The 11,751-nt window shown below is 67.2% G+C and carries 11 protein-coding genes; 4 read left to right on the forward strand and 7 right to left on the reverse strand.

Going from position 1 to position 11,751, the window contains the following annotated elements; all coding sequences use genetic code 11:
- Positions 1 to 43: 43 nt before the first annotated feature.
- From lolA to ASC67_RS15270, 3 genes are all read right to left on the reverse strand, one after another.
- The gene (gene lolA / locus ASC67_RS15260) at positions 44 to 655 is read right to left on the reverse strand and encodes an outer membrane lipoprotein chaperone LolA (protein WP_056322904.1); all 612 of its coding nucleotides are present in this window, start codon (positions 653 to 655) and stop codon (positions 44 to 46) included.
- Positions 652 to 2,985 carry a DNA translocase FtsK gene (locus tag ASC67_RS15265; protein ID WP_056322909.1) on the reverse strand — a complete coding sequence of 778 codons (2,334 nt, stop codon included), beginning with the start codon at positions 2,983 to 2,985 and terminating at the stop codon, positions 652 to 654. The genes lolA and ASC67_RS15265 overlap by 4 nt, the downstream gene beginning before the upstream one ends.
- Positions 2,986 to 3,076: 91 nt before the next feature.
- Positions 3,077 to 3,745, reverse strand: a complete 669-nt coding sequence (locus ASC67_RS15270; protein WP_056322912.1) for a Crp/Fnr family transcriptional regulator — start codon at positions 3,743 to 3,745, stop codon at positions 3,077 to 3,079.
- 219 nt (positions 3,746 to 3,964) lie between these two features.
- On the opposite strand from ASC67_RS15270, the gene trxB reads away from it, so the two are divergent.
- The 3 genes from trxB to rpmG all read left to right on the forward strand — a co-directional run bounded on the left by trxB (position 3,965) and on the right by rpmG (position 5,528).
- A complete protein-coding gene (trxB, locus tag ASC67_RS15275; protein WP_056322918.1) occupies positions 3,965 to 4,915 on the forward strand; it encodes a thioredoxin-disulfide reductase in 951 nt (316 codons plus the stop codon).
- Positions 4,916 to 5,110: 195 nt separating this feature from the next.
- Positions 5,111 to 5,344, forward strand: coding sequence for a 50S ribosomal protein L28 (gene rpmB / locus ASC67_RS15280; RefSeq protein WP_011828715.1), 234 nt, complete (start codon positions 5,111 to 5,113; stop codon positions 5,342 to 5,344).
- 16 nt (positions 5,345 to 5,360) lie between these two features.
- Entirely contained in the window at positions 5,361 to 5,528 is a 168-nt protein-coding gene (gene rpmG / locus ASC67_RS15285) for a 50S ribosomal protein L33 (RefSeq protein ID WP_011828714.1), read from the forward strand.
- 144 nt (positions 5,529 to 5,672) lie between these two features.
- Here rpmG and ASC67_RS15290 read toward each other — a convergent pair whose 3' ends face one another.
- The 4 genes from ASC67_RS15290 to ASC67_RS15305 form a co-directional block, all read right to left on the reverse strand.
- Positions 5,673 to 6,896, reverse strand: a complete 1,224-nt coding sequence (locus ASC67_RS15290; protein ID WP_056322921.1) for an acyl-CoA desaturase — start codon at positions 6,894 to 6,896, stop codon at positions 5,673 to 5,675.
- A 127-nt stretch (positions 6,897 to 7,023) separates the two neighbouring features.
- A complete protein-coding gene (locus ASC67_RS15295; RefSeq protein WP_056322926.1) occupies positions 7,024 to 8,283 on the reverse strand; it encodes an RsmB/NOP family class I SAM-dependent RNA methyltransferase in 1,260 nt (419 codons plus the stop codon).
- A 50-nt stretch (positions 8,284 to 8,333) separates the two neighbouring features.
- On the reverse strand, positions 8,334 to 9,101 hold the full coding sequence (locus tag ASC67_RS15300; protein WP_056322929.1) for a LytTR family DNA-binding domain-containing protein: 768 nt from the start codon (positions 9,099 to 9,101) through the stop codon (positions 8,334 to 8,336).
- A complete protein-coding gene (locus ASC67_RS15305) occupies positions 9,098 to 10,177 on the reverse strand; it encodes a sensor histidine kinase (RefSeq protein ID WP_235566346.1) in 1,080 nt (359 codons plus the stop codon). The genes ASC67_RS15300 and ASC67_RS15305 overlap by 4 nt, the downstream gene beginning before the upstream one ends.
- Before the next feature lie 134 nt (positions 10,178 to 10,311).
- Here ASC67_RS15305 and argH point away from each other — a divergent pair, with 134 nt between their 5' ends.
- Positions 10,312 to 11,715 (forward strand): argininosuccinate lyase, encoded by a 1,404-nt coding sequence (gene argH, locus ASC67_RS15310; protein WP_056322935.1) that lies wholly within the window; start codon positions 10,312 to 10,314, stop codon positions 11,713 to 11,715.
- The last annotated feature ends 36 nt before the right edge of the window (positions 11,716 to 11,751 follow it).

Below are 11,751 nucleotides of genomic sequence, written 5' to 3' on the forward strand. Positions count from 1 at the left end.
CACGATTGTCGCAGCGGGGCGACCCGCGCCCAGGCGTACGCGACTACTGGGCGATGACGTCGGCGCCGGCCGGTGGCGTGAAGCCGAACCGGTCGGCGGGCAGCTTCGCGTCGGCCTCGAACTGGCTGAAGTCGAGCCGCGAGCGCTGGCCGAAGGCATCGACGATCTCGACCGCGGCCAGCGTCTTGCCTCGGAACCCGACCTTCAGTGACTGGAACGAACCTTCCTTCATTCGCGGCAACGCCTGGGCCCACTGCAGGCCGCCGTCGTCGGGCAGCGCCTTGAGCTCGAAATCCTTCTCGAGCGAGGCGCCGGCCAGCAGGGCGGCCGGCGTGGCACCGAGCGCCTGGCCGACGGGCCGCACCGTGACCTGGTTCAGGTCGGGGTCATGCAGCCAGACCTTCTGGCCGTCCGAGACGATCAACTGCTCGTACGGCTTGGTGTAGGCGAAGCGGAATCGGTTGGGTCGGGAGAACTCGAAGCTGCCACTGGAAATCTTCTTCTTCGCGCCATCGGGCGAAGTGACCGTCTGCGTGAATGTCGCACGCCCCGTCTTCACCTCGGCGACGAAGCCCTTGAGCGTGTCGATCGCATCCGCGTGCGCCGCGCCGGCCGCAAGGCACAGCGCCGCCAGCCAGACGCGGCCCGGTCTCATTCGGCGTTGCGCACCGGCACGAGCAGGTCGCGATTTCCATTGGTGGCCATGCTGGATACGAGTCCGGATTTCTCCATTTGTTCCAGCAGGCGCGCGGCGCGGTTGTAGCCGATGCGCAGGTGGCGCTGCACCAGCGAGATCGAAGCGCGCTTGTGCTGCAGCACGATGCCCACGGCCTGGTCGTACATCGGGTCGGCCTCGCCGTCCGACGCGCCACCGCCCTCGCCGCCGGCACCCGCCTCGTCCTCGATCGTGCCGCCTTCGAGAATGCCCTCGATGTAGTTCGGCTGGCCCTGGCTGCGCAGGTAGTCGGCCACGCGGTGCACTTCCTCGTCGCTGACGAAGGCGCCGTGCACGCGGATCGGCAGGCCGGTGCCCGAAGGCATGTAGAGCATGTCGCCCATGCCGAGCAGCGCCTCGGCGCCCATCTGGTCGAGGATGGTGCGCGAGTCGATCTTGCTGCTCACCTGGAAGGCGATGCGGGTCGGGATGTTGGCCTTGATCAGCCCGGTGATCACGTCGACGCTGGGCCGCTGCGTGGCCAGAATCAGGTGGATGCCGGCGGCACGCGCCTTCTGCGCCAGGCGAGCGATCAGCTCCTCGATCTTCTTGCCGATCACCATCATCAGGTCGGCCAGTTCGTCGATCACGATCACGACGTGAGGCAGGCGCTCCAGGGGCTCGGGCGCCTCCGGCGTGAGGCTGAAGGGATTCGGCAGCTTCTCACCGCGGGCCGTGGCCTCGTCGATCTTCTTGTTGTAGCCGGCGAGGTTGCGCACGCCGAGCTTGCTCATCAGCTTGTAGCGGCGCTCCATCTCGCCCACGCCCCAGTTCAGCGCGTTGGCGGCCTGCTTCATGTCGGTGACCACCGGGCACAGCAGGTGCGGGATGCCTTCGTAGACACTCATCTCGAGCATCTTCGGATCGATCATGATCAGCCGCACGTCGCGCGCCTCGGCCTTGTAGAGCAGGCTCAGGATCATCGCGTTGATGCCGACCGACTTGCCCGAGCCGGTGGTGCCGGCCACCAGCACGTGCGGCATCTTCGCGAGGTCCGCGACCACCGGTCCGCCGACGATATCCTTGCCCATGCCCATGGTGAGCATCGAACTCGCATCGTTGTAGGCCTGCGAACCGAGGATCTCGGACAGCCGGATGGTCTGCCGCTTGGCGTTCGGCAGTTCGAGCGCCATGTAGTTCTTGCCGGGGATGGTCTCGACGACGCGGATGCTCACGAGGCTGAGCGAGCGGGCCAGGTCCTTGGCCAGGTTGACGATCTGCGAACCCTTCACACCCGTGGCCGGCTCGATCTCGTAGCGGGTGATCACCGGGCCGGGCGAAGCCGCCACCACGCGCACCTCGACGCCGAAATCCTTGAGCTTCTTCTCGATCAGCCGAGAGGTCATCTCGAGCGACTCGGGCGTCATCGTCTCCATGCGGCCGGGCACGGCGTCGAGCAGGTCCACCTGTGGCAGCTTGGTGTCGGCCAGCTCCGTGAACAGCGGCTTCTGCTTCTCCTTGGCGACGCGCTCGCTCTTGGGCAGTTCGACCACCGCGGCCTCGATCACCAGCGGCACGTGGTCGTCGAACTGCTCGCGCTCGAACTCGACGACATGCTCGCGCTCGCGCATCGCCTGCTCGCCCAGGCGGATGTCCTCGGCCCGCTCGATGCGCTCCTGGCGCTTCTCGCGCAGGCCTTCCAACGACGAGCCGAGCTGTTCGGCCACCGCCGACCACGAGAAGCGCAGCGCCAGCGGCAGGCCGAGCACCAGTGCGGCGATCCAGAACACGCCGGAGCCGGTGAAGCCGATGGCTTTCATGCTGAGGCCGCCGATCGCATAGCCGAGCACGCCGCCGCCGTGCCCGCCCGGCAGGCGCGACTCCCACTGGTACAGGCGCGTCCACTCCAGCGAGCAGCTGGCCGCCAGCACCAGCGCCAGGCCGAGCCAGAAAAGCCAGGCCGGCCGGGCCGCCACGACATCGTTGCGCGCGGGCGTGTCCTCGGCCCGCAGCAGCTTGGCCAGCGCGCTGAGCCAGGCCCGACCGGCGATCAGCAGCGCCCACCAGACGGAATAGCCGAACAGGAAGAAGGCGATGTCGGCGAACCAGGCCCCGAGCACACCAGCCCGGTTGTGCATCTCGTCGGCCATGCCGGACGTGGACCAGGCCGGGTCGTTGCCGCTGTGCGTCGCGAGCGCCAGCAAGGCCAGCAGCCACAGCACGCCGCCGAAGACGACGGCGAACTGCAGGCGCCAGCGCGGCGCGGAAAACTCGGCGACGCCGTCGCGCGGCGCGGCGTCCTTGCTCAGGGAACCCAGCGGAAAACTCATGCCGCGGATTGTGGCCGATGCGACTGCCGGCCTCGTGTCCAACTGTTGAGGCGCGAAGGTGTTCGCGTCCTGCTCTGGCGGCGCCGGGACATCAACGGTGCGCCAGGCGCTCCATGATGTGCACCGAGCCGTTCTCCTGCGTCTGGATGAAGCCGCGCTCTTCCAGATCCTTCATCACGCGGCTGACCATCTCGCGCGAGGCGCCCACCACCTTGGCCAGATCCTGGCGCGAGACCTTGTTGCGGATCAACTTGTACTCGGCACCCTCCTCCGACATGTCGAGCAGCGCGCGCGCGACGCGACCGTAGACATCGAGCAGCGCCAGCGACTCGATCTGCCGGTCGGCAGCGCGCAAGCGAGCCACGAGGCCGCGCATGATCGCGTAGGACAGGCTGGAATTCTCCGGAAGGCAGCGTGCGAACTCGGAGCGCCCGAGCACCAGCACGTCGCACTGCACCTCGGCGCGCACGGTGGCGGAGTGCGGTTCGTTGTCGATGAGGCTCATCTCGCCCAGGTAGTCGCCGGGCTGCAGCACGGCGAGGATGACTTCGCGGCCGCGCGCATCGGCCGTGACCACGCGGGCCCGGCCGGTCAGCAGGATGTACAACGCGTTCGACTTGGTGCCCTGCTCGACGATCACTTCGCCGCGACGGTAGCGACGCTTGACCACGCCCTCGGCGATGGCCTGTGCCTGCTCGCCGGTGAGCAGCGAAAACAGCGGCACGCGCCGGATCAGGTCGAGGTTGGACAACATGGCCATCGCGGCATCCTTCGGTCTGGTTGGACTATCGAGGCCATTGGCCCCCTTGACGCGGCCGGCTCGCAGCTCTACCTACAATTCCATCCTGCGCTGCAAGACAGCCCCGGGCTGTGAAATCTTACCGATGCGAACTCTAACCGACGGTCAGCGCTTACCAACACGGATCGTCGCTGATTTCGTCCCCCAACAACGTCTTCAACTGTCTTAGAGCCCTCCGCCATGAGCACTTCCCTGCACGCCCGTGTCCTGATCCTCGGCTCCGGCCCGGCCGGCTACACGGCCGCCGTCTACGCGGCCCGCGCCAACCTGGAGCCCATGCTGATCACCGGCATGGCCCAGGGCGGCCAGTTGATGACCACCACCGAGGTGGACAACTGGCCCGCCGACGTGCACGGCGTGCAGGGACCCGAACTGATGCAGCGCTTCCTGGAGCATGCCGAGCGTTTCAAGACCCGGATCGTCTTCGACCACATCAATGCGGTCGACTTCTCCAAGCGGCCCTTCACGCTCACCGGGGACTCGGGCAGCTACACCTGCGACGCGCTGATCCTGGCGACGGGCGCATCGGCCATGTACCTGGGCCTGCCGTCCGAGGAGGCCTTCATGGGCCGCGGCGTCAGCGGCTGCGCCACATGTGACGGCTTCTTCTACCGCGACCAGGAGGTCTGCGTGATCGGCGGTGGCAACACGGCCGTCGAGGAGGCGCTCTACCTGTCGAACATCGCCAGCAAGGTCACGCTGGTGCACCGGCGCGACAAGTTCAAGGCCGAGGCCATCCTCGTGGACAAACTGATGGAGAAGGTCGCAGCCGGCAAGATCGAACTCAAGCTCTTCCACGTGCTCGATGAAGTGCTGGGCGACAGCAGCGGCGTGACCGGCGTGCGCCTGAAGAACACCCAGACCGACGCAACGCAGGACCTGATCCTCAAGGGCTGCTTCATCGCCATCGGTCACCGGCCGAACACCGAGATCTTCCAAGGCCAGGTGGAGATGAAGGACGGCTACATCATCACCCGCACCGGGCTGAATGGCTTTGCCACGATGACCAGCGTACCCGGCGTGTTCGCGGCGGGCGACGTGCAGGACCACGTCTACCGGCAGGCCATCACCAGCGCCGGCACCGGCTGCATGGCCGCGCTGGATGCCCAGCGCTTCCTCGAACAGGGCTGATCTTCTGCTCGACGGCCTCGGGCCGCCGAGACCGGCAGAGTTCTGGCTATAATCGCAGTCTTTGCCAAACAGGGCCCGGAGCCTTGGACCCGCCCAGCGCGGGTTGCAGGCCCGGAAGGGTACGCATCAGGCGGGTTGCCAGTCATCTCACCTGCTCTGCGCACTGTGTTGCATCACATCGAACGGAGAAGCGTCATGGCGCGCGTCTGTCAAGTCACGGGCAAAGGCCCGATGGTGGGGAACAATGTCTCCCACGCCAACAACAAAACCAAGCGTCGCTTCCTGCCGAACCTGCAGTACCGTCGCTTCTGGCTCGAGACCGAGAACCGGTGGGTGCGCCTGCGCGTGACCAACGCGGCGCTGCGGCTCATCGACAAGGTCGGCATCGAACAGGTCGTCTCCGACCTGCGTGCCAAGGGCGAACTCTGAACCCCGGGAGCTGATCATGGCAAAAGGTGGACGCGAAAAGATCAAGCTGGAATCGACAGCCGGCACCGGTCACTTCTACACGACCGACAAGAACAAGAAGCTGCATCCCGAGAAGATGGAGCTGATGAAATTCGACCCGAAGGCGCGCAAGCACGTCGCCTACAAGGAAGTGAAGCTGAAGTAAGGCTTTCCCTTCGCGGCGTCGCGAAACCCGCCCGGCCGCTCGGCCCGGCGGGTTTTTTGTTGCTCCCCGCCCCCTGCTCTTCGAGCTGCAAACAAAAAAAGGCGCCCGCAGGCGCCTTCATTCGTTCAGTTCAATCCGCGCTGATCAAGCGTGGGCAGAACGCAGCCGCAGCGCGAATTCCTGCAGCGCGGCGATGCCACTCTCTTCGGCCTTCTTGCACCACGCCTGAAGATCCGCCACGAGTTGCTCGGCCGACACATTGGTGCGAGTCCACAGCTGTCGCAGTTCCTCGCGCATCGTGACCAGCTTGTCGAGCACCGGGTGTTCTGCGCGAGCGGTCTCCACCTGCAGGCGCACGGCCTGCGGAATGCGATCGTCGTCGCGGTGCAGCCAGCGATGCGCCAGGTGGAGTTGGTTCCACTTCGGCGAGTGTTGCTGGCCCTCGGCCTTCAGGCGCGCCAGCTCGACTCGGCAGGCCGCCTTCAGCTCACGGCCGTAGCCGGCCATCAGCTCGTAGCGGTGGGCGATGATGGCCTCGAGCGTCTGGCTGTCGGCCACCGGCCGGATCGTGCCGAGCGCCAGCTTCGGCGCCGTCTTGCGCACCGAAGCCAGACCGCACTTGACCAGCACCGAGATGTAGACCCAACCGATGTCGAATTCGTAGGGCTTGATCGAGAACTTCGCCGAGGTCGGGTAGGTGTGATGGTTGTTGTGCAACTCCTCGCCGCCGATGATGACTCCCCACGGCGATACGTTCGTCGAGGCATCGGGCGCCTCGAAGTTCCGATAGCCCCAGAAGTGCCCGAGGCCGTTGATGATGCCGGCCGCGTTGATCGGAATCCACATCATCTGAACCGCCCAGACGGCGAGGCCGACCACGCCGAACAGGAACACGTTCACCAGCAGCATCAGCCCCACACCCTGCCAGCTGTAGCGGGTGTAGAGATTGCGCTCGATCCAGTCGTCGGGTGTGCCATGGCCGAATTTGCTGATCGTCTCGGCGACCTTGGCTTCGGCGCGATAGAGCTCGGCCCCCTCGAGCAGCACCTTCTTGATGCCGCGCGTCTGCGGGCTGTGCGGGTCTTCTTCGGTCTCGCACTTGGCGTGGTGCTTGCGGTGGATCGCCACCCACTCCTTCGTGACCATGCCGGTGCTCAGCCACAGCCAGAGGCGGAAAAAATGCGCCACGGCCGGGTGAAGATCGAGAGCGCGATGGGCCTGCGAACGGTGCAGGAAGATCGTCACCGCAGCGATGGTGACGTGCGTGAACACGAGCGCGCACAACAGCACCTGCCACCAGGTCGCGTGCAGCCACCCGTGAGCCAAGCCGTTGATCGTGCCATCCCACATCGTCGAAACCAGTTCCATCGCCATCCTTTGAATTGCAGCCGCATTGTAAATGTCGGCCTGCTGAAAAGCCCGCGGAAACTACGGACTTTCCCGCGGCTGTTTGCCTTGGAGCAAATCCTGCGGCCGACGTTCCCCCACCATTTATCTACTTTCGCTGCCAAATTGCAGCAAAGAAGCCGTCTGTTGCGTGCCGATGCGGCCACAGGCGCAGAAATTCACCCCGCACCAACTTCCCGGCGTTGTCGACCTTGCAGCGTTCGAGCGCCTCCTCGGCAGCGAGCGGCACGAAGTCCGGATGCTCCGTCGAGAAGGCCTCGGCGATCGCCTCGTTCTCACTGGCCAACAGGCTGCAGGTGGCATAGACCAGGCGGCCACCGGGCTTGAGAAGCCGGGCGGCACTGGCCAGGATCGCCGCCTGCTTGACGCGCAGCTCCTCGATGGCCTTCGGCGACTGACGCCACTTCAGGTCGGGGTTGCGACGCAACGTGCCCAACCCGGAACACGGCGCATCGATCAGCACCCGGTCGATCTTGCCCGTGAGCCGCTTGATGCGGTCGTCCCGCTCGTGGGCAATCTGCACCGGGTAGACATTCGACAGGCCGCTGCGGGCAAGGCGCGGCTTCAGCGCGTCGAGCCGATGGCCGGACACGTCGAAGGCATAGAGGCGCCCCGTGTTGCGCATCATCGCGCCCAGCGCCAGCGTCTTGCCCCCGGCGCCCGCGCAGAAATCGACCACCATCTCCCCCCGCCGCGCCTCGGTCAACAGCGCGAGCAACTGGCTGCCCTCGTCCTGCACCTCCACGTCGCCGCGCTTGAAGAGCTCGAGCTTGTTCAGCGCCGGCTTACCCTGGATCCGCAGCCCCCAGGGCGAATGTGGCGTAGCGCTGGCCTCGATGCCGGCCTCGGCCAGGGCAGCCGTCACGTCCTCGCGCTTGGCCTGAAAGGCATTCACGCGCAGATCGAGCGGCGCGGCACCGTTGAGGCTGGCCGCCAGCGCCCAGAATTCGGATTCGTCCAGAACGCCCTTGAGCGGGGTCGCGAGCCAGTCCGGCAGGTTGTGGCGCAGCTTCTCGGGCAGGGTATCGACGTCGATGGCACGCGCTCGCGCCAGCCATTCGCGCTCCGGCGGCGAAGCATGGCTTTGCAGGATGCCGTCGCTGCCTTGCCAGCCGAGCAGGACCAGGCGCCGCTCCATCGGCCCTTGGCCGGATTGCGCCAGATGCTGGAACAGCAGGCGCCGACGCAGCACCGCATACACGGTCTCGGCCAAGGCATGGCGCTCTCGGTGACCCAGGCTGCGGTGCTCGCGAAAATAGGCAGACACCACGCCATCGGCCGGCGCGTCGAGCTTCAGAACGGCTCGCAGCAATTCACTGGCGAGGTCGAGCAAGGCAGAAGGATGCATTGCGCCGATTATCCGTGGCGCCCCGTCGCCAGCTTCGCCCGGTGCACCCGCTACAGACCGCTGGTCGTCAATGCCTCGCGCACCGCGCCGACCTGGCGCCGCGACACGGCAAGCCATTCGCCGGAGGAACCGACCCGCACGGCCCATCCTTCGGCGCCCTCCTCCTCGCTGGCGCGACGCTCGAGCGCGCTGACCGCGGCCTTGGCGACGACCGCATTGCGATGCACGCGCAGGAAGCTGTCGCCGAGCCGCTGCTCGATCTCGCTCAGCGCGTCGTCCAGCACGTAGGTGTGCGTCGCGGTGCGCAAGGTCACGTACTTGAGCTCCGCTTTCAGGTACAGCACGTCAGCCACCGGCACCCGCACCAGCCGCCCCCGCTCGCTGACCACGATCACCGGCACCGCGGGCGCGACACCCTGGACGGCCGAGCGTCGCGCTACCCGAACCAGCGCCGCCTGCAGCCGCTCGCGCCGCACCGGCTTGGTCAGGTAATCGGTCGCTTCCAGCTCGAAGGCGCGGAGCGCGTGCTCGGCGTGGGCCGTCACGAACACGACGGCCGGCGGTCGGGGCAACGCCTGCAGCCGGGTCGCCAAGGCGGTGCCATCGAGCCCGGGCATCTGGATGTCGAGCAACAGCACGTCGGCATCCTGCCGCGCCAGCCAGTCGAGCGCCGCCTGCGCCTCGCCCAGTTCGCCCAAGACCTCGGCAGCCGGATCGCCGCCTGCCGACACCTCCCGCACCAGTTGAGCCAGCCGCATGCGCGCCAGCGGCTCGTCGTCGACGATCAGCACGCGCAGCGGCGCGACGGGGTGGCTCATAGCGGCACGGTGATCTGCACGCGGTACACGTCACCGTCGCGCCCGGCCTGGAAATGTGCCGCCACGTCGTGCATCAGCCGCAGGCGCTCGTGCACGTTGCGCAACGCGATGCCGTGCCCCGGCACCGAGGCCTGCTGCGGCACGCTGTTGGCCACCAGGATCTCGACCTGGCCGCGCCGCACCCGTGTTCTTACGCGCAACAGGCCGCCAGCGGCGGCCGGCTCGACACCGTGCTTGACCGCGTTCTCGACCAGCGGCTGCAGCAGCAACGGCGGCAATCGGGCCGCATCGCCCGCAGGATCGATCTCCCAACGCACTTGCAGGCGGTCGCCGAAGCGGATCTGCTCGATCGCCAGATAGCGGCGCGCCAACTCGACCTCGTCGCGCAAGGTCGCCGCAGCCTGGGTGCCGGTGTCGTTCAGCGCGACACGGAAGAGCTCCGCCAGGTCCTCCAGCACGGCTTCCGCACGGGACGGGTCGACGCGGACCAGCGCGATGGCCGTGTTGAGCGTGTTGAACAGGAAGTGCGGCCGGATGCGCGATTGCAACTCGGCCAGCCTCGCCCGCGTCGCGGCCGGCTGTTCCAGCCGTGCGCGCTGCCGCAGCCATTGGAAGAAGGCCGCCGCCATCGCGGCCCCCGTGGCGGCCCCGGCCACCGCGTGCAGGCCATCCACCGGTCGAGGGTTGGACCACTGCATCCAGCTCCACAACCACCATGCCGCGCCGCTGCAGGCGCCTCCCCAGAGCGTGGCCAGCGTCCATTGCAGCGCCACCGACCGCCGGGCCAGCCAGCGCTGGGCCAGGCAGGCCGTCAACAACCACCACATCAAGGCCGGCATCGCGACGCCGGACGCGATGGCGAACTGCAGGCCCCACTGGGTGATCTCACCGACGCTGAACGCCGTTCCCAGCGCCAGCACCCCGTGCACGAACAGCAGCGCACGCAACACCACGCCGACGTGGCAGACGTCGAATGCCGAGCGCTCGGGCGCGGCAGCAACCCGGCCGGGATCGCGGCCGCTGTCGGCCCCCAGCGCCCCGAAGCCGGTATTCAACAGCGTGGTGTCGACTCCCATGGCGGGCTCCCCGCCGCCGGGTCGGGTGGCTGGGTGGGCGGCGGGAATCGGGGGGATCACGAGGGGCGGGCTCCTACAATCGATTGTCCACAACCTGCACGACCCGCAGCAAGCACCGCCCGGCGGGTCCGGCCATGAGCAACGACAACCAACTCGACAAGAAATCCCAGGCCTGGTCGGCGCTGTTTTCCGAACCTATGAGCGAACTGGTGAAGCGCTACACCGCCAGCGTCGATTTCGACCAGCGCCTGTGGCGTGCCGACATCGACGGCTCGCTCGCCCACGCCGAGATGCTGGCGGCGCAAGGGATTCTGACGGCCGAGGACCACGCGGCCATCGTCCGCGGCATGGCACAGGTCGCGACCGAGATCGAATCGGGTGCGTTCGAGTGGAAGCTCGACCTCGAGGATGTTCACCTCAACATCGAGGCGCGCCTGACCCAGTTCGTCGGCGACGCCGGCAAGCGGCTTCACACCGGGCGCTCGCGCAACGACCAGGTCGCGACCGACGTACGCCTGTGGCTGCGCGGCGAAATCGATGCGATCGGCGCCTTGCTGACGGCGCTGCAGCGTGCGCTGGTCGATGTGGCCGAGCCGAATGCCGAGGTCATCCTGCCGGGCTTCACGCACCTCCAGGTGGCCCAGCCGGTGAGTTTCGGCCACCACCTGCTGGCCTATGTGGAGATGTTCGCCCGCGATGCCGAGCGCCTGCTCGACGTACGCCGGCGCGTCAACCGGCTGCCGCTCGGCGCCGCCGCGCTCGCCGGCACCAGCTACCCGCTCGATCGCGAGCGAGTCGCCCGCACGCTGGGTTTCGACGCCGTGTGCCAGAACTCGCTCGATGCGGTGAGCGACCGCGACTTCGCGATCGAGTTCACCGCCGCCGCCTCGCTGTGCATGGTGCACGTGTCGCGCCTGAGTGAAGAGCTGATCCTGTGGATGAGCCAGAGCTTCGGCTTCATCGACCTGGCCGATCGCTTCTGCACCGGTTCGTCGATCATGCCGCAGAAGAAGAACCCCGACGTGCCTGAACTGGCACGCGGCAAGACCGGCCGCGTCGTCGGTCACCTGATGGCGCTGATCACGCTGATGAAGGGCCAGCCGCTGGCCTACAACAAGGACAACCAGGAAGACAAGGAGCCCCTGTTCGACACGGTGGACACCTTGAAGGACACGCTACGCATCTTCGCCGAACTGGTGGGCGGCATCAGCGTCAAGCCCGAGGCGATGGAACGCGCCGCGCTGAAGGGCTACGCGACCGCGACCGACCTGGCCGACTATCTGGTGAAAAAGGGCCTGCCGTTCCGCGATGCCCACGAGGTGGTCGCGCATGCGGTCAAGACCGCGATCGCCCAGGGCCGCGACCTGAGCGAGCTGCCGCTGCCGGCCCTGCAGGCCTTCCATCCGGCGATCACCGACGATGTCCACGCCGCGCTGACGCTGCGCGGCTCGCTCGATGCGCGCCAGGTGCTGGGCGGCACCGCGCCAGCACAGGTGCGGTTCCAGATCGCACGGCATCGCGCACGGCTTGGCAGCTGAGCCGTTCCGCATCCAGGCGCCTGCGACGCGCGTATC

Origin of the sequence: Methylibium sp. Root1272, assembly GCF_001425905.1 — a bacterium.
In the GTDB taxonomy this organism is placed as follows: domain Bacteria; phylum Pseudomonadota; class Gammaproteobacteria; order Burkholderiales; family Burkholderiaceae_C; genus Methylibium.

Coding starts and splice junctions, on each gene's coding strand:
- lolA (WP_056322904.1), bottom strand. CDS start 655: ATGAGACCGGGCCGCGTCTGGCTGGCGGCGCTGTGCCTTGCGGCCGGC.
- ASC67_RS15265 (WP_056322909.1), bottom strand. CDS start 2,985: ATGAGTTTTCCGCTGGGTTCCCTGAGCAAGGACGCCGCGCCGCGCGAC.
- ASC67_RS15270 (WP_056322912.1), bottom strand. CDS start 3,745: ATGGCCATGTTGTCCAACCTCGACCTGATCCGGCGCGTGCCGCTGTTT.
- trxB (WP_056322918.1), top strand. CDS start 3,965: ATGAGCACTTCCCTGCACGCCCGTGTCCTGATCCTCGGCTCCGGCCCG.
- rpmB (WP_011828715.1), top strand. CDS start 5,111: ATGGCGCGCGTCTGTCAAGTCACGGGCAAAGGCCCGATGGTGGGGAAC.
- rpmG (WP_011828714.1), top strand. CDS start 5,361: ATGGCAAAAGGTGGACGCGAAAAGATCAAGCTGGAATCGACAGCCGGC.
- ASC67_RS15290 (WP_056322921.1), bottom strand. CDS start 6,896: ATGGAACTGGTTTCGACGATGTGGGATGGCACGATCAACGGCTTGGCT.
- ASC67_RS15295 (WP_056322926.1), bottom strand. CDS start 8,283: ATGCATCCTTCTGCCTTGCTCGACCTCGCCAGTGAATTGCTGCGAGCC.
- ASC67_RS15300 (WP_056322929.1), bottom strand. CDS start 9,101: ATGAGCCACCCCGTCGCGCCGCTGCGCGTGCTGATCGTCGACGACGAG.
- ASC67_RS15305 (WP_235566346.1), bottom strand. CDS start 10,177: ATGGGAGTCGACACCACGCTGTTGAATACCGGCTTCGGGGCGCTGGGG.
- argH (WP_056322935.1), top strand. CDS start 10,312: ATGAGCAACGACAACCAACTCGACAAGAAATCCCAGGCCTGGTCGGCG.